The sequence below is a fragment of the Pedobacter cryoconitis genome, from assembly GCF_001590605.1.
GTDB classification, from domain to species: domain Bacteria; phylum Bacteroidota; class Bacteroidia; order Sphingobacteriales; family Sphingobacteriaceae; genus Pedobacter; species Pedobacter cryoconitis_A.
In genome coordinates, this window is sequence record NZ_CP014504.1 from 3654124 (window position 1) to 3679604 (window position 25481).

General features: G+C 39.0%; 24 protein-coding genes. 14 read left to right on the forward strand and 10 right to left on the reverse strand.

Translation table 11 applies throughout. The annotated features are described in order from the left end of the window. Positions 1-37 precede the first annotated feature (37 nt). A complete protein-coding gene (locus AY601_RS14965; protein WP_068402490.1) occupies positions 38-1243 on the reverse strand; it encodes a GTP-binding protein in 1206 nt (401 codons plus the stop codon). A gap of 208 nt (positions 1244-1451) precedes the next feature. Between AY601_RS14965 and AY601_RS14970 the strand changes: the two genes are divergently transcribed. Genes AY601_RS14970 through AY601_RS14985 form a run of 4 tightly spaced genes read left to right on the forward strand, consistent with a single transcriptional unit; the run spans position 1452 to position 4196 of the window. Further along, on the forward strand, positions 1452-2081 hold the full coding sequence (locus tag AY601_RS14970; protein ID WP_068402492.1) for an ABC transporter ATP-binding protein: 630 nt from the start codon (positions 1452-1454) through the stop codon (positions 2079-2081). Next, positions 2078-3307: an ABC transporter permease gene (locus AY601_RS14975; RefSeq protein WP_068402494.1), complete on the forward strand. Its 1230-nt coding sequence runs from the start codon at positions 2078-2080 to the stop codon at positions 3305-3307. The genes AY601_RS14970 and AY601_RS14975 overlap by 4 nt, the downstream gene beginning before the upstream one ends. A 14-nt stretch (positions 3308-3321) precedes the next feature. After that, entirely contained in the window at positions 3322-3759 is a 438-nt protein-coding gene (locus AY601_RS14980; RefSeq protein WP_068402497.1) for a hypothetical protein, read from the forward strand. Further along, positions 3759-4196, forward strand: coding sequence for a Fur family transcriptional regulator (locus tag AY601_RS14985; RefSeq protein ID WP_232324609.1), 438 nt, complete (start codon positions 3759-3761; stop codon positions 4194-4196). Before AY601_RS14980 ends, AY601_RS14985 begins: the two co-directional genes overlap by 1 nt. A 63-nt stretch (positions 4197-4259) precedes the next feature. Here AY601_RS14985 and AY601_RS14990 read toward each other — a convergent pair whose 3' ends face one another. Together AY601_RS14990 and AY601_RS14995 are read right to left on the reverse strand one after the other, a co-directional pair. Further along, a complete protein-coding gene (locus AY601_RS14990; protein WP_068402501.1) occupies positions 4260-4760 on the reverse strand; it encodes an FKBP-type peptidyl-prolyl cis-trans isomerase in 501 nt (166 codons plus the stop codon). An 11-nt stretch (positions 4761-4771) separates the two neighbouring features. Next, positions 4772-6784, reverse strand: coding sequence for a thioredoxin domain-containing protein (locus AY601_RS14995; protein WP_068402503.1), 2013 nt, complete (start codon positions 6782-6784; stop codon positions 4772-4774). A 164-nt stretch (positions 6785-6948) separates the two neighbouring features. Between AY601_RS14995 and AY601_RS15000 the strand changes: the two genes are divergently transcribed. Further along, complete coding sequence (locus AY601_RS15000) at positions 6949-7818, forward strand: pirin family protein (RefSeq protein WP_068402505.1); 870 nt, start codon at positions 6949-6951, stop codon at positions 7816-7818. 11 nt (positions 7819-7829) lie between these two features. After that, entirely contained in the window at positions 7830-8138 is a 309-nt protein-coding gene (locus tag AY601_RS15005) for a GNAT family N-acetyltransferase (protein ID WP_068402507.1), read from the forward strand. Positions 8139-8230: 92 nt separating this feature from the next. Here AY601_RS15005 and AY601_RS15010 read toward each other — a convergent pair whose 3' ends face one another. The 3 genes from AY601_RS15010 to AY601_RS15020 form a co-directional block, all read right to left on the reverse strand. Continuing rightward, complete coding sequence (locus AY601_RS15010) at positions 8231-9187, reverse strand: glycoside hydrolase family 25 protein (protein ID WP_084359296.1); 957 nt, start codon at positions 9185-9187, stop codon at positions 8231-8233. Positions 9188-9220: 33 nt separating this feature from the next. Continuing rightward, on the reverse strand, positions 9221-10591 hold the full coding sequence (locus AY601_RS15015; RefSeq protein ID WP_068402509.1) for a dipeptidase: 1371 nt from the start codon (positions 10589-10591) through the stop codon (positions 9221-9223). 130 nt (positions 10592-10721) lie between these two features. After that, complete coding sequence (locus AY601_RS15020) at positions 10722-10970, reverse strand: helix-turn-helix domain-containing protein (RefSeq protein WP_068402511.1); 249 nt, start codon at positions 10968-10970, stop codon at positions 10722-10724. A 100-nt stretch (positions 10971-11070) separates the two neighbouring features. Between AY601_RS15020 and AY601_RS15025 the strand changes: the two genes are divergently transcribed. From AY601_RS15025 to AY601_RS15045, 5 genes are all read left to right on the forward strand, one after another. Continuing rightward, positions 11071-11280, forward strand: a complete 210-nt coding sequence (locus tag AY601_RS15025; RefSeq protein WP_068402513.1) for a hypothetical protein — start codon at positions 11071-11073, stop codon at positions 11278-11280. Between the two features lie 123 nt (positions 11281-11403). After that, positions 11404-13710, forward strand: a complete 2307-nt coding sequence (locus tag AY601_RS15030) for an ATP-dependent helicase (RefSeq protein ID WP_068402515.1) — start codon at positions 11404-11406, stop codon at positions 13708-13710. 86 nt (positions 13711-13796) lie between these two features. Then, positions 13797-14489 (forward strand): DUF4290 domain-containing protein, encoded by a 693-nt coding sequence (locus AY601_RS15035; protein WP_068402517.1) that lies wholly within the window; start codon positions 13797-13799, stop codon positions 14487-14489. Between the two features lie 34 nt (positions 14490-14523). After that, entirely contained in the window at positions 14524-15849 is a 1326-nt protein-coding gene (murA, locus tag AY601_RS15040; protein WP_068402519.1) for a UDP-N-acetylglucosamine 1-carboxyvinyltransferase, read from the forward strand. A gap of 114 nt (positions 15850-15963) precedes the next feature. Next, positions 15964-17499 (forward strand): glycosyltransferase family 39 protein, encoded by a 1536-nt coding sequence (locus AY601_RS15045; RefSeq protein ID WP_068402521.1) that lies wholly within the window; start codon positions 15964-15966, stop codon positions 17497-17499. A gap of 64 nt (positions 17500-17563) precedes the next feature. On the opposite strand, the gene AY601_RS15050 is transcribed toward AY601_RS15045, so the two are convergent. The 4 genes from AY601_RS15050 to AY601_RS15065 all read right to left on the reverse strand — a co-directional run bounded on the left by AY601_RS15050 (position 17564) and on the right by AY601_RS15065 (position 22064). Next, a complete protein-coding gene (locus AY601_RS15050; protein WP_068402523.1) occupies positions 17564-18925 on the reverse strand; it encodes a pyridoxal-phosphate dependent enzyme in 1362 nt (453 codons plus the stop codon). 158 nt (positions 18926-19083) lie between these two features. Beyond that, positions 19084-20175 carry a DNA-processing protein DprA gene (gene dprA / locus AY601_RS15055; protein ID WP_068402525.1) on the reverse strand — a complete coding sequence of 364 codons (1092 nt, stop codon included), beginning with the start codon at positions 20173-20175 and terminating at the stop codon, positions 19084-19086. Between the two features lie 51 nt (positions 20176-20226). After that, positions 20227-20859: a 16S rRNA (guanine(527)-N(7))-methyltransferase RsmG gene (rsmG, locus tag AY601_RS15060; protein WP_084359298.1), complete on the reverse strand. Its 633-nt coding sequence runs from the start codon at positions 20857-20859 to the stop codon at positions 20227-20229. Next, positions 20850-22064, reverse strand: coding sequence for a glycosyltransferase (locus tag AY601_RS15065; RefSeq protein ID WP_084359573.1), 1215 nt, complete (start codon positions 22062-22064; stop codon positions 20850-20852). The genes rsmG and AY601_RS15065 overlap by 10 nt, the downstream gene beginning before the upstream one ends. A gap of 36 nt (positions 22065-22100) precedes the next feature. Here AY601_RS15065 and tgt point away from each other — a divergent pair, with 36 nt between their 5' ends. From tgt to AY601_RS15080, 3 genes are read left to right on the forward strand one after another with little or no spacing between them, the layout of a single operon-like run. Then, entirely contained in the window at positions 22101-23231 is a 1131-nt protein-coding gene (gene tgt, locus AY601_RS15070) for a tRNA guanosine(34) transglycosylase Tgt (RefSeq protein WP_068402527.1), read from the forward strand. After that, positions 23232-24335: an LptF/LptG family permease gene (locus AY601_RS15075; protein WP_068402529.1), complete on the forward strand. Its 1104-nt coding sequence runs from the start codon at positions 23232-23234 to the stop codon at positions 24333-24335. It begins immediately after the preceding gene. Further along, positions 24335-25228, forward strand: a complete 894-nt coding sequence (locus AY601_RS15080; RefSeq protein ID WP_068402531.1) for a DMT family transporter — start codon at positions 24335-24337, stop codon at positions 25226-25228. The genes AY601_RS15075 and AY601_RS15080 overlap by 1 nt, the downstream gene beginning before the upstream one ends. Positions 25229-25481: the final 253 nt, after the last annotated feature.

The following is a 25481-nucleotide window of genomic DNA, read 5'->3' on the forward strand; positions in this document are numbered from 1 at the left end:
AATTCTTTACGAATACTGATTAACACATCAATACCGGCTATTGAATTACGTTTTCGAAAGGATTAGCAAATACCTCTTTATTCATCTGCTGAAGTTCTTCTTCCACGGTCAGCAAACAAGCAGTCAATTCCTCGTGCAATTGTTCTTTTTGAAGATCCTGCGCAATAAATACCAGTTCATTCATCCGGTCGCCATAATTTGCATCCCAGCGGTTCTCAATTTCTTTTCTATTGTCCGCAAAATCCTGGTAATTCAACCTTTCAGAAGGCAGCATGCTCGCCCACCACGTTCCAGCACTCTCAATCCGCAGCGATCCGCCCGCCTGTGAAAAGTTTAAAGCACGGTCTGGCATTGGCGCTAACCAAAACAACCCTTTTGTTCTGATCACATTTGGTGGGAATTGTTCGTTCAGGTAACGCCATAAACGTTCAGGATGAAAAGGCTTAGAAGAACGGAATACCGTACTGCTGATCCCATATTCTTCAGTTTCGGGTAAATGTTCAGCATTTAACTCTTTAATCCATCCTGCCCCTTGAGAAGCCTCGTCAAAATCGAACAAACCAGTATTTAATATCTCTTTCAGATCAACCTGACTAAAAGAAGTATCAATTAATTTAGCTGAAGAATTCAACTTGCGGATCACAGCTTTCAAAAGCAATAAATCCGCTGCAGAAACCAAATCTGTTTTATTCAGGATAATCACATTTGCAAACTCAATCTGATCAGTTAACAAATTAACTATTGTCCGCTGGTCAGCACTATCATCTACCCATCCCCTATCTACCAGCAATTCATTTGTTCCAAAGTCTTTTTTAAAATTAAAACAGTCTACCACGGTCACCATTGTATCCAGTTTACTAAACTTACTTAAGTCGATATTCATTTCCAGATCTACATAACTAAAAGTTTGGGCTACCGGAACAGGCTCAGATATACCAGTACTCTCAATAACCAGATAATCAAAACGATTTTCCTTCGCAAGCTTTTCTACTTCAGCAATCAAATCTTCCCGCAGCGTGCAACAAATACAACCATTGCTCATCTCTACTAATTTCTCTTCTGTCCGGGATAACATATTATCCCGCTGAATTGCATTCGCATCAATATTTATTTCGCCCATATCATTGACAATCAACGCTACTCTCAAGTTTTGTTTGTTATGTAGAATATGGTTTAGCAAGGTAGTTTTCCCACTTCCAAGAAATCCACTGAGCACAGTTACAGGTAATAATTTAGTCTTCATTTTATGTGTATATTTAATGCAATCAAGTTGCAAATATAATAGAAACAATATAAATGCAATATTATTGCATTTATATTTACCAGGAGATAACAATCCTGAGCACAGCACGTTTACCTATTCAATTGCAGTAGCAAACTCTTTACACATATACTATATGCAATAAACTTGCATATAGTATTTTTGTTAAAAATTAAACAGACCCACACAAATGATATCCATCAAATCAGTTTCACACAGTTATGGTAATGCACTCCGCATTGGCTTTAAAGACTGGGAAATCAATAATGGCGAACAATGGTTACTCTTAGGAGAATCGGGTAGCGGAAAAACGACTCTGCTACACATTCTAACCGGCATATTAAAACCCGTTGCCGGAGCAGTAAATATGGATGGTACCTCCATATATTCCCTATCTTCCCGTGAGCTTGATCAGTTTAGAGGCAGAAATATAGGGATCATCTTTCAGCGCCCGCATTTAATTAAAAGCCTGACAATTGCAGAAAACCTGGTTATGGCTCAGAGTTTTGCCCGTCTTCCAGAAGACCTGAAAAGAGTAAATGAAGTTTTAACCTCCCTGGGCATAGCAGACAAAAAAAATAGTTATCCCAATGAATTAAGTCAGGGACAACTGCAAAGAGTCTCTATCGCAAGGGCTGTCATCAATAAACCAGCCCTGTTAATTGCAGATGAGCCTACTTCCAGTCTGGACGATAAAAATGCACAGGCTGTACTTGAATTATTACTGCAGCAATCTGGTTTAAACCAGGCCACATTAATTGTAGCCACCCATGATAAAAGAGTTAAAGATGCATTTACAAATACCTACGAATTAAAATGAGCCCATTAAAAATCAGCTGGAAAAGTTTATGGTCTAAACCATTATCCTCCGCACTAAATATTATGCTCATTGCCTTCGGTACGGGTATATTGACAATTCTGCTTTTAGCCTCCACACAAATCGGAGAGAAATTAGATAACAATGCTAAAGACATCGATTTGGTAGTTGGTGCCAAAGGAAGCCCGCTCCAGCTTATTCTGAGCAGCATCTATTATATTGATTTCCCGACCGGAAACATTCCTTTAAAAGAAGCACAGGAATTAGCACGCAGCCCATTCGTTAAAAAAGCTGTTCCCTTAGCACAAGGCGATAATTACCAGGGCATCAGAATCGTAGGTACAGACAGCAATTTCGTCAGTATCTATAAACTAAAAACCAGTACAGGCAAATTCTGGAATGCTGATTTTGAAGTCACCATAGGCTCAACTGTCGCTATCAACCAGAAATTAAAAATTGGAGATACCTTTTTCGGTGCCCATGGACTCACAGGCAGTTCAGACATTCATAAAACACACGCCTATAAAGTAGTCGGAATTTTAGCCCCACAGGGGAATGTTACCGACAACCTGATCCTGACTAATATTTCAAGCGTATGGAAAATGCACGAAGACCATGAAAAAGAAGAAGCTACAGAACGTCATGAACACCAGGATCACAGGCCAGACCAAACCGGACACCAGGATGAAAAAGAAATTACAGCCCTGCTTATTCAATACAGGTCACCGATGTCTGTAGTCATGTTTCCAAGAATGGTCAATCAATCTACCAATTTACAAGCCGCTTCGCCTGCGATGGAAAGTACCCGCTTATTCTCATTGATAGGCGTTGGAGTAGATACGCTTCAATGGTTTGCGGCCCTGATTATGCTCATTGCTGCGATTAGTGTATTTGTAAATTTATATAACTCCTTAAAAGAAAGAAGTTACGACCTGGCTATTATGCGGACACTGGGCGCTTCCAGAAGCCAGTTATTCTGTATTGTGATTTTTGAAGGAATCCTGCTTACTTTAGCTGGTACAATTATTGGAATAGTTTTGGGACATCTAATCCTGCAGCTGATCGGAAACTATCAGGAAAGTAGTCAGGCCAGACTCAGTGGGTTTATCTTACTGAAAGATGAAATTTATTTATTTGTTGCCGGGCTGGCGATTGGTATATTTGCAGCTGTAATTCCTGCCATGCAGGCTTACCGGTCAAATATCTCTAAGATATTGTCTAAAAACTAAATATGAACACGCGAATGAAACCACTGCTCGTTATATTCTTACTACTTTCAGGCTATGCTGTGAAAGCTCAGCATAATCCAAATGACCAGATCAGCTCTTCTAATTGGGATGTAATCGGAGGAGTAGATTTTAAGATTGTGAAGGATACACAGATGTTTGCCATTTACAATGCCGATATTAAAAAATACGCAAATAAACCATTTGAACTAGAAGGATACTTAGTCCCGATTAAAGATGGGATGAAACAAACTAAATTTATGCTTTCGACCCTTCCGATTAACCAATGTTATTTCTGCGGAAAAAATGGCGTACCGATTATGGTGATGGTTGAGCTTGCTGAACCGATTAAATTTACTTATCAAACCATAACTATTAAAGGAACGCTGAAACTAAGCACTGGAAATGCAATGGACAATCCACCAATAGCACTAGTTAACGCAAAGTCAATTTAATGAACATGAAAATCGATCCTACTAACATACTCAAAGAACACGCGCTGAAACATACCAAACAAAGAGTTCGTGTTTTAGAAGAGATAGCCTTAGATACTGTCGCTATTTCGCAACCCGAACTGGAAAAAAAGCTCGGTAAAGAAATTGACAGGGTAACACTTTACCGCATCTTAAACATCTATGAGGATAAAGGAATTCTGCACCGGATTATGGATATGAACGGAACGGCTAATTATGCCATTTGTTCTTCTTCCTGTTCAGCCGATCATCACCACGATGAACATATTCACTTTAACTGTACCACATGCAATAAAATATACTGTCTGGATGTTGCAGTGCCACATAGCACGATGCCAAAAGGATTCACAGCCAAAACAGTAAATACAACTGCTTACGGAACCTGCGAAAAGTGCAATCTTGAAGTTAAAAAGAATTAATAAACATAAAAAAAGGTGCGGAAGTTAAGACCTCCGCACCTTTCTTAGTATAATTTATCAGGATTAGTGTCCTGCGTGTCCATCAGCACCATGTGCATGACCATGACTTAATTCTTCTTCAGTTGCTTCACGTACCGAAAGGATTTTACCACCAAAAATCAGGTTTTTACCAGCCATCGGATGGTTTAAATCTACTGAAATAGTAGTATCATGAACAGCAGTAACACCTGCTCTGAAGTGATTTCCTTCGTTATCTTGTAAAGGAATAACATCACCTACATTAGGCAAGTCAACATCTTTGAACATATCTTTTGGTAAGTCAGCGAAAGCTCCCGGATCTAAATCACCGTAACCATCAGCTGCACTTAGCTCAAATTTATACTCATCACCAACATTTAATCCAGTTAAATGCTCTTCAAATTTAGGCAACATCATACCTGCACCGTATAAGAATACCAATGCATTTTGCTCATCAGCTTTTTCTACGAAAACTTGTTGTCCCTCTTCATTAGTCGTATGCAGTTCGTACGTTAATGAAACTACTGTATTGGGTTTAATACTCATTGGAATCTTATTTAGTTAATTAATTTTAATGCTTCTTCAACTGTTGTTACAGGCAGTTGACATGATTTATTTCGGCAAATATATATTTTTGTTTCAATGCTTTGCTTATCTTTTAACAAAGGAAGTATAGAATTTGTTCCTCCTAATATAATTTTGTTTGGGATGTATCTCTCATTCAGCGATTTCCTCACCTGAGTGATAGCATCTCCGGAGAATGCAATTTCATTAATTCCAAACACTTCATTCATCATCTGGATCGCCCAGTTAGAATAAGCAGAGCCATAAGTTTTAATTTGAGGATGTACTGCAGCCAACATCGCATCTGCTCTTTCCGTATAACGGGTCTCATCAAATAATAGGCCCAGATGTTTTAAGTTTTGTGCCATGACTGAGTTCGCAGCAGGAATCACATTATCCATAATCTCATGCTTACGTGCAATCAAAGACTCCCCATTAGCAGGTGTATAAAACAACATTGGGCTGTCCAGATCACGGAAATTGCTGAGCACCCAATCTGTCAGTTTCTTTGCTTCCAGTAACCAGCGATCTTCAAAATCAGCTTCATATAAAGCAATTAAAGCAGCGATAAAGAAAGCATAATCATCAAGGAAACCAGTGATTGAAGCTTTATTATGTTTATAATTCCGGTACAATCCACCGTTTTCGGCCGTTAGGTTAGCCAGGATAAAATCTGCTGCTTTTCTTGCCGCCAGGTAAAACTCTTCCCGGTCAAAAATCTGACTGCTTTCTGACAATGCTTTAATCATCATCGCATTCCACGCAGTCAAACACTTATCATCTAAGCCTGGATGCATTCTTTTACTCCTGACCGCCAGCAATTTTTCCTTAGCCGAATTTAGTTTTTTTGTAAAATCAGCAATCGGAATCCCCTTTAATTCAGCGTATTCTTCAGGTGTATATTTTCTCAGCAGAATATTGATTTCTTCCTCTTCCCAATTCCCCTGTGCTGTAACATTGAAATAATCTGCCAGTAATGCAGCATCAGCACCCAGTATTTTTTCGAACTCCAATAAATCCCATACATAGAATTTACCTTCAACCCCTTCACTGTCGGCATCCAAAGCGGAATAAAATAATCCTTCGGGAGATGTCATTTCACGCTCTATCCAGGCAATTGATTCTATAGCTACTTCTTTAAACAAATGAATACCTGAAAATTGATAAGCTTCCGCATATAAACTGATAAGCTGTGCATTATCATATAACATCTTTTCGAAGTGAGGCACATGCCAGCTGCCATCTACCGAATACCTGGCGAAACCACCACCTATCTGATCATAAATTCCACCAAAAGCCATCTTTTCCAATGTCAGCAGCGTCGCTACATGCGTTGCATTCTCCTTCATTAAATGACTATAACGCAATAAAAACTGCCAGTTATTAGGTAAAGGGAATTTAGGCGCCCTGTTATATCCCCCTTCCATCATATCGAAATTACGCTTCCACGGTGTAGTAATATCCTGTAAGTCTTTTTCTGTATAAGGAGTAGTTCTGATATTAGGAATCACTTTTTCTGAGTTCCGGATACCTTCAGTTAGCTGAACAGCATATTGTTCTGCTTTACCAGGTTCAGTTTGCCATAAACCGGCAACGTTTAACAAGATATTGATCCAATCCTCTTTTTTAAAATAAGTGCCTCCATAGATTGGCCGCTGATCAGGTAAACAAATACAATTTAATGGCCATCCTCCACTACCAGTCATCAATTGGATAGCCAGCATATAAATCTGATCAATATCAGGCCTTTCTTCCCGGTCTACTTTAATACAAACAAAATGTTTATTCATCACCTCTGCTACTTCGTGTAACTCAAAGCTCTCCCGTTCCATCACATGGCACCAGTGACAAGCTGAATAACCAATACTGACCAGAATCAGTTTGTTTTCCTGCTTTGCTTTTGCTAACGCTTCTTCCCCCCATTCATACCAGTTTACAGGATTATAAGCATGCTGCAAAAGGTAAGGCGAAGAGGCGCGGATTAAACTATTAGGTTCCAGATTCATAAGACAAAGATAAAAACAATTCTGTACGGGCACGTCACTTCTTATCCTACATCAACTGATGCGGAAGCGGTTCAAAGTATATTTGTATAACGAAAATCAAAGCAGGTTGTTGTTAAAACATTTTAACACAATCGTTTTGATTACCTCAAAAAAGGAGAAATAAAATGAAGAAGTTAATTGAAAAAATCGTGACAAAACCTGGTCAGCCAGGCATGGTGGGTGATGGGTTCAGAGTCTTTAACTATATACCTGGAGCTGATATTTCTAAAAGAAGGATCAGTCCGTTTTTATTAATGGATTTTAATGCAGCATATGATTTCGGGCCCTCAGATCACGTCAGAGGAGTAGATGTTCACCCACATAAAGGTTTTGAAACCGTTACTATTGCTTATCAAGGCAGCATTGCACATCACGATAGTGCCGGAAACAGTGGAATTATTAATACAGGTGATGTACAATGGATGACTGCCGGAGAAGGGATTCTGCATAAAGAATACCACGAAGAAACCTTTTCTAAAACCGGAGGGCCTTTTGAAATGGTTCAATTGTGGGTAAATCTTCCTAAAAAAGATAAATGTGTTCCTGCGCATTACCAGGAATTAAAAGCTGCCGGAATGGGAAAAGTTGAATTAGCAGACCAGGCAGGTACAGTGAACGTGATTGCTGGAAATTTTAACGGAGTATCCGGGCCAGCTGAGACTTATACCCCGGTAAACCTGTTCGACATTAAATTAAATGAAGGTGGAGAACTGACTACTACCATTACTGCAACGCACAATACTGCTTTGTTAGTTGTAAACGGTAGTATAATTATCAATGATGAAATCGCGACAGAACATAGTTTTGTATTATTTGAGAATAAGGGAGAGGAAATCCATATTAAGGCAAATCAGAAAAGTGTGATCTTGTTATTAAGCGGAGCACCAATTGATGAACCGATAGTAAGTTATGGCCCTTTTGTAATGAATACGGAAGAAGAAATCCATCAGGCAATTGAAGATTTCAATGCCGGCAAATTTGGTGTATTGAATTAAATGTAAAAGACATGAATGAAGAATATGTAAATCTGCCACTGGTTAAAAATCAGGATCAGAACCGTTTCGAACTTAAAGTAGGTGATTATACCGCATTTATAGCTTATAAAGAACGGAGCAAGAAAATCTGGCTCATTCATACCGAAGCACCAGAAGAGTTGAAAGGTAAAGGTGCAGCAACTGCTGTGATCGAAAAGACGTTGACCTACATGGAAGAAAACGAGTATAAACTGATTCCGCTATGTCCTGTAGTGGTAGCTTACCTTAAACGCCATACAGATTGGAACCGGATATTGGATGAAAGCGTTACCCCTTTCTAATTGATCATTCATAAGAAGCCTTTTAAGGGGGCTTCTTATTTCCGGTAGACTGGCGATTAATAAAAATAAATATTAATCCCTGAATGAATTACCTATTTAATCAGCAGTTGCTGAAAAGATAAACTATCTCCCCTGAACGCATTGAAATCTACTACATGATTGATCCCTGTAATCCGGGCTTTATCTGAGTGCTGCCAAAAAGACCATTTAGTATTTGCACCAGCTTTCAATTCTGCTTTATAATAATGTGCAATCCACAAAGGATAGCCATCAAAATGTCCTTTCAGATAATCTTTATAAAAGACCAATCCAGAGTAAATAATAGGTTTTACACCCGTTTTTCTTTCTACATGAGTGATAAAATCCTTCAATTCTATCCGCATTTTCTCAGGAGATACGCCACTTAAGGTTTCAATATCGATAACCGGGGGTAAATCTCCAGACTCATATTTAACAGTCTGCAAGAAAAACCGGGCTTGCCATAAACCCGATTTTTTAGGAATAAAATAATGATATGCACCACAAATAATACCTGCTTTTGGCGCCTCCCTCCAATTGCGCTGAAAATATGAGTCAACACTTGAAACCCCTTCTGTAGCTTTAATAAATGCAAATTTGATACTCACATCATCGTCCTTCATTGCTTTTACCTTCGTCCAGTCAATTTTGCCCTGATAAGAAGAAACATCAATTCCATGAATCGTATACCGTTTAGGAATTTGAATATCAAAACTCTTATAAGTCCTGTAATTCGGATCTTCTCCAATATCCATTATCCATCGGGTTGTCGAAGTAAAAAGCTTCAGCACATAACCATAATATAAAGGAGAAAATAAAATGAGTAATAACCCTGCAATAACAAATTTCCATTGTAATGAAAGCCCTTTTTTCTTCTTCGCAGCAGGCTTTCTCCGCTTTGGAGCTGTTTTTGGAGTTACTTTTGGACTCGCCTTAGGTACAAGAGGCTGATCAAAAATAAGCTTTCCCTGGTTGGCAGGTATTTTCTTTAGAGGTGGAGGCACGGGGTAAAAATACAAAAGGGCAGCCATTTGGCCACCCTTTGTTGATAGAATTATCTAAAATTATTTGCTTAGTTCCGCAAAATACTTGTGGAATAAAGGCAAAGTTTCAATTCCTTTATAGTAATTGAAGATATCATATTTCTCATTTGGTGAGTGTAAAGCATCACTGTCAAGACCAAAGCCTAACAAAACAGATTTAATACCCAGCACATCTTCAAACAAAGCAACGATAGGAATACTACCACCGCCTCTTGTTGGAATTGGCTTTTTACCAAAACTAGTTAAGATCGCTTTTTCAGCAGCACGGTAAGCAATACTATCAGTTGGTGTAACTACCGGCTCACCACCATGATGTGCAGTAACTTTTACCTTCACAAAATCAGGGGCGATACTTTCAAAATGCTGCTGGAAAATAGCAGATATTTCATCTGAACTCTGGTGAGGCACCAGGCGCATAGAAATTTTAGCGCTTGCTTTAGAAGGCAATACTGTTTTAGCACCCTCACCAATATAACCACCCCAGATACCGTTTACCTCTAAGGTTGGTCTTGTACCTGTACGTTCTAAAGTAGAATACCCTTTCTCACCCCATTCAGCATTGATATCAAGGTCTTTTTTATAATCGTTCAAGTCAAAAGGAGCCGAATTTAAAGCAGCTTTTTCATCCGCTGTTAAATCCACCACTTTATCATAAAAAGCAGGAATAGTAATATGGTTATTCTCATCATGTAAAGAAGCAATCATTTTACATAAAATAGTGATTGGATTAGCAACAGCTCCACCATAAACACCCGAATGAAGATCTCTGTTCGGACCTGTCACTTCCACTTCCATGTAAGCTAAACCACGTAATCCGGTTTCAATAGAAGGATTTTCCATGCTGATCATAGAAGTATCAGAAATTAACACGACATCAGCTTTCAAACGTTCAGTATTCGCTTTAACGAAAACACCAAGGTTGCTGGAACCTACTTCTTCTTCCCCCTCAATCATAAACTTCACATTACAAGCCAGTGTATTGGTTTTCATCATCAATTCAAAAGCCTTCACATGCATATAAAACTGTCCTTTATCATCACAAGCACCCCGTGCATAGATTTTACCATCACGAACAGTAGGCTCAAAAGGAGGGGTATGCCATAATTCCAATGGATCTGCTGGCTGCACATCATAATGACCATAAATTAAAACAGTAGGTAATGCTGCATCAATAATTTTCTCTCCATATATGATAGGATATCCGGCAGTCTCACAAATCTCCACTTTATCTGCACCCGCTTCTTTCAGTTTCTCCGCAACAAAAGCAGCGGTTTTCAATACATCACCTTTATATTTTGGGTCTGCACTTACTGAAGGAAAACGTAATAATTCAAACAACTCGTCTAAAAAGCGTTGCTTGTTGTCTTCTACATATTTTTTGATCTCTTGCATAACAAATGATTGTTTATAATTTAAAACCCGCTGCCTTGTTTTTCTTGTCAATCAAGCCCGGTATTTAAGCGGTTAAAACTAGAAAAAAATTCCCAGACTAGCTGTAAAAAGATCCTTTCTTTCCTGAAAACTACTCCTCGTACCTTTTAAAAAAAAGACGGATATCGACTTCTAATTTTTTGGCAATCAGCGTCAGCATCGTAATATTCGAATCCGTCAACCCAAGCTCTATCCTGCTGATCTGGTGAGGGTCTACGCCGCACTTGAAGGCGAATTCAGAAATTGTCCAGCCTTTAATTTTTCGCAATTTCCTGACATTGTTCCCAACGATTAAGATTGCCTCTTGATTTCGCCTTTTCTTAAAAGTTGCTTTAGCCATTTAATACGAATGAAGCAAAAAAATCATAGCTAAAAAGTACAGAACTGTACTTTTTATTAAAAGATAAAAATTATAGGTTTAGTAATTAAATATATAGCATATGGAAATTAAACTAGACCAAAGCAGTTTACCTGCAGACCAACAACACATCCGGTTTCAAATTGTTCTTCAGGAGCTTTACGGTATATGGCATGAGGGAATATATATTGCCGATGAAGATATTTTTAAAGTGAGCGATGAGGTCTGGTATGATCTCTGGTCAGAAATTGTGAGATGGGAACCCATTAACCGCGAGATTGGACCCTATTAATTAAGCCAGACGATACTGTTGTAAGCTTCATCGAAAGACCTGAAATAAAATATGAACTGATTGAAATAAGAAGTATAGTTTTGTTATTTTTGTACCTTTTCATACGCAAAACAGTATTTCAATTTGGATTATTTAGCAGGATTAAACCCTCAGCAACGTGCAGCAGTAGAGAATACTAAAGGACCGGCAATGATTGTCGCTGGTGCGGGATCAGGTAAAACAAGGGTAATAACATATAGAGTAGCACATCTTATTGAAAAAGGTGTGGATGCTTTTAATATTTTAGTATTGACCTTTACGAACAAAGCTTCAAAAGATATGCGTGAACGTATCTCAAAAGTTGTGGGTACAGAGGCAAAAAACTTATGGATGGGAACATTCCACTCTGTTTTTGCCAAAATATTACGTGTTGAAGCAGAAAAGATAGGTTATCCCTCTAACTTTACTATTTATGATACCGACGATAGTAAAAGTCTGATCAGATCTATTTTGCGGGAAATGCAATTAGATGATAAGTTATACAATGCAAATTTCGTCTATAACCGGATATCTTCTGCAAAAAACAACCTGGTCAGTCATGTAGAATACATGAAAAATGCTGAAATTCAGGCAGAGGATATTAGCAATAAACGTCCTTTAATCGGTTCTATCTATGAAACTTATACCAAACGCTGCTTTAAAGCAGGCGCAATGGATTTTGATGATTTACTTTTCAAAACCAATGTCTTGTTGAAAGATCACCCGGATGTACTGAATAAATACCAGCAGAAATTTAAATACCTGATGGTGGATGAGTACCAGGATACTAACTTTTCACAATATACAATTGTAAAAAAACTGGCAGCAGCTTATCAGAATATCTGTGTGGTAGGTGATGATGCGCAAAGTATTTACGGTTTCCGTGGGGCAAACATCCAGAATATCCTGAATTTTGAGAAGGATTATCCTGACTTAAAAGTCTATAAATTAGAACAGAACTACCGCTCTACCCAAAATATCGTTGACGTTGCCAATAGCATCATTGCAAACAACAAAAATCAGCTGGAGAAAAACGTATTTTCTGAAAATGAAGCTGGTGACAGAATTAAAGTATCAAGAGCGTTTACTGACAATGAGGAAGGTAAAATAGTTGCAGAAGCTATTGTTCAGGACAGAACTTCAAAAGGATTAAATTATAGTGATTTTGCTATTCTTTACCGAACCAATGCCCAGTCAAGAGCAATGGAGGAAGGTTTAAGAAAACTCAATATACCTTATAAGATCTTTGGAGGGTTATCTTTCTATCAGCGTAAAGAGATTAAAGATTTAATTGCTTACTTCCGTCTTACTTTCAATCCAAGTGATGAAGAAGCAATCAAAAGGGTTATCAATTATCCAAAAAGAGGATTAGGTGATACTACGGTTGATAAAATTATAGTCGCTGCTGACCAGCATAACATCACGATGTGGCAGGTAGTCTGTGAACCGCAAACCTATATTGCAGGCCGGATTGCTAACCAGTTGAATGATTTCTCTGTATTGATCCAGAGTTTCCAGGCAGAAGCCAAAAAGCTGGATGCCTATGAAACTGCTTTATATATCGCACAGCATTCTGGTATCCTGAAAGAACTGCATACCGATGACAGTGTAGAAGGCCGCAGCAGGTATGAAAACATACAGGAATTATTGAATGGTATTAAAGAATTTGCCGAGCGTGAAGATATTGAAGACAGAAGCCTTGCTATTTTCATGCAGGATATTGCACTGTTAACGAACGATGACCGTCAGGACGATAAAGAGAAAGATACCGTTTCAATGATGACGATCCACTCTGCAAAAGGACTGGAATTCAAGAATGTTTTTGTAGTAGGATTGGAAGAGAACCTGTTTCCTTCGCAAATGTCATTGAATTCAAGAACTGATCTGGAAGAAGAGCGCCGTTTATTTTATGTCGCCATTACCCGTGCAGAAAAAAAGCTGACCCTAACTTATGCAACTTCCCGGTACCGATGGGGAACACTGACCAATTGTGAACCGAGTCGTTTTATCAGTGAAATCAGTGCAAAATTTCTCGAACTGGAAGTGGTTAAAGCCCCTAAAACAAGTCTGTCATCTGATAGCTTTGACGGGGAACGCAGGTCATGGACACAGCAGAGAGATTCCTTCAGCAAGCCCAAACCAGCATCCTCAGGTTCAGCTACCCAGACTGCTCCTATAAGACCAAAAACCAGTACGATGCTGCCTACTGCGCACATCCCTACCCCAGGTTTTGCACCTGATGCAGCAAGTGCATTTCAGAATGGTATGGAAGTTGAGCATGAGAAGTTTGGATTTGGTAAAATTATCAATCTGGAAGGTACTTTACCAGACGTAAAAGCAACCGTATTTTTCCAGGGATTAGGAAACAAGCAATTGTTATTAAAATTTGCTAAATTGCGGATTGTAAAATAAACTTTATCTTTAAAGAGCTTATTACAATAAACAGGGCCAGAGCTCTGATAATCCTCCTTCAGCGAATACCACAAGAAATAAATAGAATGAATTTCGATTACAATACCACAAGAAACGAGTTAATTCTTGCAGAATACGGACGTAATGTACAAAACATGGTGAAGTACATTTGTGAATTGCCGGATCTGGAAGAGCGCAATAAATATGCTCAGGCAGTGATAGATCTGATGGGTTTCTTAAACCCTCATCTAAGGGATGTTGCCGATTTCAAGCATAAATTATGGGATCATTTACACATTATCTCCGGTTATAAAATAGACGTAGATAGTCCCTATCCAAAACCAACTCCAGAAATGGCATTGGTTAAACCTGCACATATCGGTTACCCGCAACAAAGGATCAAATACAAGCATTACGGTAAAACTGTTGAGGTGATGATCGAAAGAGCTATCGCAGTAGAAGAACCTGAACGCAGAGCAGCCCTGGTACAAGGCATCGCTAACTTTATGAAAATGGCTTATGTAACCTGGAATAAAGACAGTGTTGCTGATGAGACTATTCTAAAGAACCTGAGCGAATTGTCAGGTGGTCTGTTGCAACTGGAAGAAAACATTAACCTGAACAAGGTTGAATTCAGGCCTCCGGTAAACAGAACCTCTACAAATACCAACCGCGGACGCAACAATAACAACAACAATAATAAGGGAAGGCAAAACAACAATAACAACAACAATAACCGCCCGCGCAGTAGCAATCCCAATCCAAAACAAAGACATTAAACGAGCAGATTTAAATAATATACGTTAATAGCACATGAACGCATTTGAAATTATAGGTGGGAAGAAGTTAAAAGGCGAAATCCATCCGCAGGGGGCTAAAAATGAAGCGCTGCAGATTATATCTGCCGTTTTACTAACAGAAGAGAAAATCACTGTAAGTAATATCCCTGACATCAAAGATGTAAATAAACTGATTGAACTTCTGGGTGACCTGGGCGTTGAAGTAAACCGTTTATCAAAAGACACTTACACATTTGAAGCCAAAAACATCAATCTTGAATTCTTTAAATCAGCTACTTTTAAAGCTAAAGGTGGAAGTTTAAGAGGTTCAATCATGATTGTAGGTCCACTTCTTGCACGTTTCGGACAAGCCGCCATCCCTAAACCGGGTGGTGATAAAATTGGACGAAGAAGATTGGACACTCATTTTCTTGGCTTTGAGAAACTAGGAGCTAAATTTGTATATGACGCTAAAGAATCTTTCTTTAATGTAGATGCAACTAACCTTAAAGGTGCTTATATCCTGTTGGATGAAGCTTCTGTTACTGGTACAGCAAATATTGTCATGGCTGCAGTCCTGGCAAAAGGGATTACAACGATTTATAACGCTGCCTGTGAGCCTTATTTACAGCAGTTATGTAAAATGCTTAACCGCATGGGTGCCAAAATAACCGGAATTGGTTCTAATCTGCTGACTATCGAAGGGGTGACCAAATTAGGTGGTACTGAACACAGAATGTTACCTGATATGATTGAAATTGGTTCTTTCATCGGCCTTGCCGCCATGACAGAATCAGAAATCACGATCAAAAACGTATGCTATGATGAATTGGGGGTTATACCTGATGTATTCAGAAAGTTAGGGATCAACTTTGAACGCAGAGGTGATGATATTTACATCCCTTCTCAAAAACACTATATCATTGATACTTTCATTGATGGATCTATCCTGACTATTGCAGATTCACCATGGCCAGGCTTCACTCCTGACCTGTTGAGTATTGTATTAGTAATTGCAACTCAGGCAAAAGGTTCGATCCTGATTCACCAGAAAATGTTCGAAAGCCGTTTATTCTTCGTGGATAAACTGATTGAAATGGGTGCACAGATTATTTTATGTGATCCACACAGAGCTACTGTAAACGGAATCAACAAACAATATAAACTAAGAGGTATCAGCATGACTTCTCCTGACATCAGAGCTGGAGTTTCATTGCTAATTGCAGCATTATCTGCTGAAGGTACTTCAACGATCTATAATATCGAACAAATTGAACGTGGTTACCAGGATATTGACACACGTTTACGTGCATTAGGTGCGCAGATTAAACGTGTTGATGCAAATTCTCCATCACACTAATTTAATTCAAAAATCAGCAAAAAATCTCTGTCTGGACAATCAGGCAGGGATTTTTTTATTACCTTTTGTAACTTCATTAACACCTCGTTGTCTTAATATAAAAGATAAGACCAGATGCGTTTCAATTCTACACCTCAGACTACTACACTCCTTATTTTCCTGTTTGCCCTGATCAGTCTTGTACTTCATTTAATTGGCTTAAATAACTACGGTATTGGCCGGGATGAATTTTTACATATCGCTCTTGGTAATCATCCCGCGCCTGGCTATATGGAAGTCCCTCCCTTTATAGCGTGGATAGCGAAATTTTCCATCACTTTTTTTGGTGACAGTGCTTTTGCGATCAGAATAATCCCCGCTACTTTTGCTGCATTAACTATTCTGACTGCAGGTTTCATCGTTAAAGAAATTGGTGGCAGAAACTTTGCCATCACCATCAACGGTGTGGCATTATGTTTATCACCTGCATTTCTGGCTTCAGGGTATCTTTTACAACCTGTAGTATTTGATCAGTTCTGGTGGGTGCTCACCTACTTTTTGCTGATCAAATATACCTATACCCGGCAAAGCAAATACTTACTCTTCCTTGGCCCTGTTATCGGCCTTGGTTTATTAACAAAATATGCAATCCTGTTTGTGATTATTGCAATGATTGCGGGCCTTTTACTTACTACACAACGAAAATTACTAGTTAAAAAGCAGCTTTATATGGCTGTATTAATTGCATTCCTGATTTTCTTGCCGAATATCATCTGGCAATACCTGCACCACTGGCCGGTACTTACCCACATGAAAGAGCTTACCTCAACTCAATTGGTTCACAATACAGCCGGAGGATTTATTAAAGCGCAGCTGATCTCTAACGGAACTGCACTATTGCTATGGATACCGGGTTTACTTCTACTATTCTTCCATCAAAGTTTAAAACAACTCAGATGGGTAGGATTCAGTTTCCTGCTACTTTTAGCCTTATTGATCTATTTCAAAGGGAAACCTTATTATGCTTTCGGCGTATATCCTGTACTATTTGCCTTGAGTGCTTATGGTATTGAACTTGTAACCCAGCGCACAAATAATTCACTAAAATATGTGATTGCTTTTCTGCTGCTCTTACCGAATGCGGTTTTCATGCCTATGTTTATTCCGATCTTACCCATTGACCGGGCTGTAGTCTATTTCAAATCTCTGCATATGGATGATTTCCTTTATTGGGAAGATGGAAAAAAGCATCAGACTACACAAGATTACGGAGATATGTTCGGTTGGGAAGAAATGACCGCAATCACAGCTAAAGCTTATGCTATGATCCCTGAAAATCAACGCAAAGGGACTACAATTTTTGTCGAAAACTACGGAGAAGCCGGTGCAATTGATCATCTGGGCAAAAAATATAAACTTCCTCCTGTGGTATCCTTAAGCAGTAGTTTTACCCTATGGGCACCCGAACGCATTCCCTATCAATATATTATTTATGTGGATGATAAAGGACAGGTAGAAAAAACTAAACCAGCCTACGCCAAAGCTGAACTAATTGGGGCAGTCGCTAATAAATTATCCAGAGAATACGACACAAAAATATGGCTGCTTACCGGACCAAAAGCCGATATCAATCCGGGTTATCAGTCCGCACTGAAAGATAAAAGGCAATAATACTATACAAAAATAGCTTGCCGGATATCCGGCAAGCTATGCTATAAAACTTTAATACTATATCTTATGCAGAGATTGCATTGATAATATCATACTGCGTAATAATTTCAAAATTACCGTTCTCATCTTCAACCAGTACCGCACTGTTCTCTTTATTGATTAACGAAGAGATTTTATCGATAGAAGTATTCATATCTACAAAAGGAAAAGTAGCAGACATAATTTCTTTTACCGGAGCAGATTTCAATGAAGGGTTTTCTAACAACGCTCTCAGGATATCTCCTTCAGCTAATTTACCAACAACCATTCCCTGCTGTGTAACCGGGATCTGAGAAATATTCAGCATGTTCATCGTATTGATAGCCTCCACGATTGTTTTTTCACAATCAATAGTTACAATCTCAGACTGCTCTTTCTTAGCCAGAATAGATTTAGCAGTTAACTTTTCATCGGTAAGGAAACCGCGTTCTCTTAACCAGTCTTCATTATACATTTTACCCATATAACGGCTCCCATGATCATGAAAAATCACGACAACCACGTCTTCAGGTTTCAGCTTATCTTTTAACTGTAATAATCCGGCAATTGCAGAACCAGCAGAGTTACCCACAAATATCCCTTCTTTACGCGCAATATCACGGGTCATTAACGCTGCATCTTTATCCGTTACTTTTTCAAAAAGATCAATGATATCAAAGTTCACATTCTTAGGGAGAAAATCTTCTCCGATCCCTTCAGTGATATAAGGATAGATCTCATTTTTATCTAAAATACCAGTCTCTTTGTATTTTTTAAAAACTGACCCATAAGTATCAATTCCCCATACTTTAATATCAGGATTTTGTTCTTTCAAGTATTTTCCTGTACCGGATATCGTTCCGCCAGTACCCACACCTACTACAAGGTGTGTGATCTTACCTTCAGTCTGTGCCCAGATCTCTGGTCCGGTCTGCTCATAATGCGCTTCGGTATTAGCCAGGTTATCGTATTGATTCGGCTTCCATGAATTTGGTACTTCACGCTCTAAACGCGAAGAAACTGAGTAATAAGAACGTGGGTCTTCTGGCTCTACGTTAGTAGGACATACAATTACTTCAGCACCAAAAGCACGTAAAGCATCCACTTTTTCCTTAGATTGTTTATCTGTAGTGGTGAAAATACACTTGTATCCTTTAATAATGGCAGCCATAGCAAGGCCCATCCCGGTATTTCCAGAAGTTCCTTCAATGATTGTTCCACCAGGTTTAAGCTTACCGCTTTTTTCTGCGTCTTCTATCATTTTTAAAGCCATACGGTCTTTAATAGAGTTACCTGGATTGGTGGTTTCCACCTTAGCCAGTACAGTCGCCTGAATTTCTTTCGTCACGTTATTCAATCGCACCAATGGTGTATTGCCAATAGTTTCTAATATATTATTATACCACATGTTACAAAAGTACGACTTGATTCCTAGAATTTTATTTCTATTAAATATTCATAATCATATTTTGAATATTTAATAGAAATAAAATTATATTCTGAATTGATACTAAGAAAACGTCCTTCACCTAGCTATTATATGGCAAAACAACCTATAACCAGACGCTAAATTAGCTGATAAATCTTTCCGGGAAGAGAAATCAGGACACCTTTCATCTCTAAGTTCAGCAAATGCAATGCAAGCTTACCCTGCTGGATATCAGCTTTTAGCCCAAGATCATCTATGCTGTGCGGTGCCGTTTTAAGGAGGTTAATCAGCACATGCTCTATACCCGAAAGTCCGGGAGGTAAATTCTCCTGTCTGACAAGGCTAACCGTTTCTGTAGCTTCCCAGCCCATATAATAAACCAGATCTCTAGCCTCGTTAATCATTCCTGCCCGGTTCGTCTTAATCAGAAAATTGCAGCCCTGACTATATTCATCAGTGGTACGGCCAGGAAAAGCATAGACTTCCCGGTGGTAAGAATTTGCAATTCCGGCAGTAATTAATGCCCCGCCTTTAATTGCAGCCTCGATCACCACCACTACATCGGCCAGTCCTGCTACAATCCTGTTTCGCTTCGGAAAGTTCCCTTTTTCAGCAGGGGTATTGAAAGGATACTCAGACAGCAGACCACCCTGCTCAAGCATGGTTTTTGCAATTTGATGATGGGCAGCAGGATAAATACGATCCAGCCCATGCCCTAATACGCCCACAGTCGGAATGCCATACGCCAAACTTTGCTGATGTGCTGCCACATCGATTCCATAAGCCAGTCCGCTCACGACCAGCACATCATAATGTTGTAATAAAGCAACCAGCTGCTGACAGAGCATTTTCCCATAAGGCGTGGCATTTCTGGAGCCTACAATACTGACTATTCTCTGATGATTAAGGTTAGCCGTCCCTTTATAATATAAAAGTACCGGGGCATCAGTACATTCTTTCAGTCGCTGAGGGTAGTTTTCATCGGTGTAAAAAAGAACCTTAACCTGATTTTGCTGCAGTAAATCCAATTGCCCCGCAGCCAGTTGAAGTGCATTGGTCTGAAGAATAGCAGTGACTTTCGAAATGCTTAAACCTTCCACCTCCGCTAATTGAGCCTTGCTGGCAGCAAAGATAGCTTCGGCAGTTCCGAAATGGGACAGCAAGTGTTTAGCGGTTACTGCCCCCACATTCTTAATGAGGGTCAGTGCGATTTGATAGATTAAACTCATGGGCTAAATTAATACTTAGCCCACTGATACTGGTAATTTATTATCCCTTAATTAACAAGGGATATAAACCACGAACTTAGTCTCGAAGAAATCTTCTTCAAAATAAGCAGCTAAAGGATATAACTCAGCTTTTAATCTTGACTCTTTAATTTCCTCTTCTAATTCTCCACCTTTTAAATATAAAATGCCGTTGGCAATTGCATTTTTAGAGTTTTTATTGAATTTATCTTTGATCCATGGATAAAAATCTATCAGGCGGGTAACCGCACGGGACACCACGAAATCATATTTATCATCCACTTGCTCTGCTCTTAAATGCGATGCTTTCACATTCTTCAAGCCCAGTGCAGCAGCAACTTCAGTAACCACCTTAATCTTTTTACCAATAGAATCTACCAGGTGAAACTCTGTTTCAGGAAATAATATCGCTAAAGGAATACCCGGAAAACCACCACCAGTACCTACATCAAGGACTTTCTCTCCTGGTTTGAAGGTACAGAATTTAGCGATCCCTAAAGAATGCAGGATATGACGTTCATATAATTCTTCAATATCCTTCCTGGAGATCACATTGATCTGCGCATTCCAGAAACTATATAAATCAAACAACTGGTCAAACTTGCTGATCTGATCTGCGCTGAGATCTTTAAAATACTTTTGTATGAGGGTTGAACTTATTTCCACTTTACTTTTTTAACAAATATAGACAGAATGCCATTAAACACTAAGAAAATGAACAGTAGAATATCCAAAAAAGGAAACCACCATCTCAAATCAGGATAATTCAAGCGTTTAAGCAAACGGGGATAGATAAAACTTCTAATGATCAGGCTTAGTGCAAAAATACCACCGGCCAGATAGTTAGCAGGTTTAAAAAACAGTAATGCGATGAACAGGGCATAGAACAAAAATTGAAATATGATCTGTACCGATAAAATAAATTTATGTTTGGCCTTGTAAAATTTACCGGCACCAAAATGTCTTTTCTTTTGTCTCAGATAAGCTGAGAAGCTCGTATTCGGCGCAGACCACACCTGTGTGCTCCGGTTCAGACGAATTTCTGTATTATGACGGGTGGCATGTGCATTCACGAATAAATCGTCATCCCCCGATGGGATATGCATATGCGCTGCGAAACCTTTATTCTTAAAAAAGAGAGACTTTTTATAGGCCATATTCCTGCCCACCCCCATATAAGGCATCCCCTGAATGGCGAATGCAAGATAGTTGACAGCAGTAAAAAAGGTTTCAAAACGGATCAGGCTATTCAATAAGCCACGTCTGCGGATATAAGGGGAATAACCCAGTACAATGGCAGTCTCGTCATTTTCGGGCTGCTGCATTCCTGATAACCAGTTTTCTGAAGCAGGTACACAATCTGCATCGGTAAAGACCAGCCACTCATTGGAAGCGGCCTTAATTCCCATAGTCACAGCGAATTTTTTACCAGCAATGAACTTTTCTCCTTCAGCAACCGTTACTACTTTCAGCTGTTTATATTGTGCAACGAATCCTTTCAATACCTCGCGGGTCTGATCCCAGGAACGGTCGTTCACGACAATAACTTCAAAATCAGGGTAGTTCTGTTGTAATACTGCAGGCAGGTACTGCGTCAGATTTTCTGCCTCATTACGTGCGCAAATAATTACACTCAATGGCTTAGAAGCCTGTGCTGGCAGCTCTTCTACTTTAATAAGGGCCAGTTTTAAATGTATAAATAAACTAAAATACAGCTGAACGGCAAAACAAAAAACGAGGGCACCCAGCAGGCAACTCTCTAGTAAGGTTAATTCCACGATGGTTTTTTTGACAAGCGTCAAATTTCTGATTTTTAATCTGTAATGCAGCCATATATTGATAAAAAAATCGAGAACCGGGTGTTTTTTCATACTTTTGCCGAGATTTTTTGAAGCGTACACACATTTATGAAATTTACCTTACAGGCAAACGACCCTCAGTCAAAAGCAAGAGCAGGAACAGTTACTACTGCTCATGGAGACATCCAAACACCGATTTTTATGCCCGTGGGCACCGCAGGAACGGTAAAAGCAGTGCATCAGCGCGAGCTTAAAAATGATATTGATGCACAGATTATTTTAGGAAATACTTATCATTTATACTTGCGGCCAGGACTTGATGTACTGGAAGGTGCGGGTGGACTGCATAAATTTATAGGCTGGGACCGCCCTATTTTAACAGATAGCGGAGGCTACCAGGTTTATTCTTTAAGTAAAGTAAACAAGATCAAGGAAGAAGGAGTTACTTTCCGTTCACATATTGATGGCTCAAAACACCTTTTTACTCCTGAATATGCAATGGATATTCAACGGACCATTGGTGCCGATATTATTATGGCATTTGATGAATGTACACCTTATCCATGTGATTATAAATATGCAGCGAATTCCATCAACATGACGCACCGCTGGTTAAAACGTTGCTGCGCACGCTTTGATACCACTGAGCCTAAATATGGTTTCGATCAGACCCTGTTCCCTATTGTTCAAGGATCTGTTTATAAAGACCTGAGAAAGAAATCTGCAGAATTTATTGCCTCAATGGGTCGTGAAGGAAATGCGATTGGTGGTCTTTCGGTAGGAGAACCTGCAGAAGAAATGTATGGCATGACCGAAGTAGTCTGCGACATTTTACCTGCTGATAAACCTCGTTATTTAATGGGTGTAGGTACTCCGATCAATATTTTAGAAAATATAGCGTTAGGAGTAGATATGTTCGACTGTGTAATGCCGACCAGAAATGCAAGAAACGGAATGCTTTTCACCAGAAACGGGATCATTAACATTGGCAACAAAAAATGGGCTGATGACTTTTCTCCTATTGATGCAGAAAGTGATTTATACGCTGACCAGGTTTATTCAAAAGCATACCTGAGACACTTAATGCACTCTAAAGAGATGTTAGGTGCACAGATTGCAACTTTGCATAATCTTCACTTCTATCTTTGGTTAGTTAAAGAAGCCAGAGAAAAGATCATCAGCGGCGAGTTTTACGCCTGGAAGAATAAAATGGTGACTATATTAGGGAATAAATTATAAATGAATATCCTCAAGGGCAGATTTAAAATTATTGACCGTTATATTATTGGGAAATACCTGGGTACATTCATTTATACCCTGAGTATTTTCGTGGTCATTATTGTAATTTTTGATTTATCAGAAAAGATGGACGACTTTTTAAGAAGTAAGTTGTCTGCCTGGCAGGTCCTTTCTCAATATTACGCGGGCTCTATTCCGTTTTACGTGAATATGCTCTCACCACTGATCAACTTTATTGCAGTAATTTTCTTTACCGCAAAGATGGCCGATCAGACAGAGATTGTTCCGATTTTAAGCGGAGGTGTAAGTTTCAATCGTTTTTTACAACCTTATTTCATTTCCGCATTTATCATATTTGCAGCCAATCTGGGCTCCAATTTATATGTCCTCCCCTATACCAACCAGCTCAAAAACACGTTCGAAAATACTTATGTAAAAAAGAACGACCCCACAAGTAAACTCCAGATTCACATGAAACTGGATGACAATACTTACATCTACATGGAAAGTTTTGAGAATAAAACCAAAACGGGCTATCGTTTTATGCTGGACAATTTTAAGGGAGATGTACTGACCAAAAAAGTTATTGCGGATCAGATTAAATGGGATTCCTTAAAACGCAGCTGGAAATTAACCAATTATTCGATCAGAACGATCAACGGACTGAAAGAAAACATGTTTAAAAGCATTGATAAACCAAAAGATACGATTCTGGATATGCGTCCGGATGATTTCTCTGCTTATGATAACATTTATGAAATTTTAACAAACAAGGAGCTTTCTGATAAGATCAAGAAAGAAAAAACCAGGGGTACAGGTATAGAAAATGATTTACTTTTTGAACAGTATAAACGCTGGTTACAACCCTTATCTGCTTTTGTATTAACACTGATTGGTGTCGCCCTGTCTTCCCGTAAGGTAAGAGGCGGGGTTGGTCTTCCTTTAGGAATAGGGATTATTCTGAGTTTCCTGTATATTGTTATGAACCAGTTCGCGAAGATGTTTTCGCTGAAAGGCGGAATTCCCCCGCTGCTGGCTGTTCTGATCCCCACTATTTTCTTCGGATTACTGGGCCTTTATCTGTTAAAAAAAGCACCTAAATAATGAAACCGCTCTCTCCCTCAGCAATCAACAGAAATCTGCTGATCCTTCACGCTACTGTTTTTATCTGGGGGTTCACCGGAATTCTGGGTGCATTGATTTCAGTAGGTTCTGTAGAAATGGTCTGGTACAGAGTTTTAATTGCCAGCATTACTTTACTGATTTATTTTAAAGCCACAAAGTTTAGTATCAAGGTAACTAAAAAAGAGTTTCTGCAATTTTTCTTTACGGGAAGTATTGTGGCCCTTCACTGGATTCTTTTCTTTCAGGCCATCAAAGTATCAACAGTATCAGTCACCTTGGTGTGCCTGTCCTCTTTCACCTTATTTACCGCTATCCTTGAACCTATCATCAAAAGGACAGCCGTTCAAATCAGCGATATCTTTATTGGAATAGTGATCATTTTTGGAATTTATCTGATCTTTCATTTCGAATCCAACTATACAGCCGGTATTATTTTTGGTCTTTCGGCAGCGGTAGCTTCGAGTTTATTCTCTATTATCAATTCTAATTTCGCACAAAAAAGCGACGCCAAACTGATTAGCTTTTATGAGCTTTCCGGTGCTTTTTTCTGGATTACAATTTACCGTTTATTTGACCATAGCCTGCTGCAGGAGAGTTTCAATCTGAGTGTATCCGATTGGATTTACCTGATGATATTAGGCACAGTCTGCACTGCACTTGCTTACATTGCAGGAGTCTCTGTAATGCGCACACTTTCGGCATTCCGGGTTGCACTCATCAGTAATCTTGAACCTGTTTATGGAATCATTTTAGCCTTTCTTTTCTTTGGGCACAAAGAGACGATGTCGGCCGGGTTCTATATGGGCTCTGCCTTGATTTTAGGTGCCGTATTTTTATACCCTATCTACAAGAAACGTCAGAGCAAAAGCTAATTACGCTCCCGGATTACCAGTACTTCCATTAAATTTAGCTGATAAATTTGTTTATAAATTGTGAGGAATAACTGTATCTTGAGCACAAAGAAAAAGGACCACTCAAAAACACAATTCTTTTAGTACAACAACATAATGCACTATAAAACAAAGAATAATAAATTTATAATCACCGCCTTCATACTACTAATTTCAATAGCTCTCACAGATAAAGCCACCGCTCAGATTTTTGGTGGGCTACAGAACCCTTTAG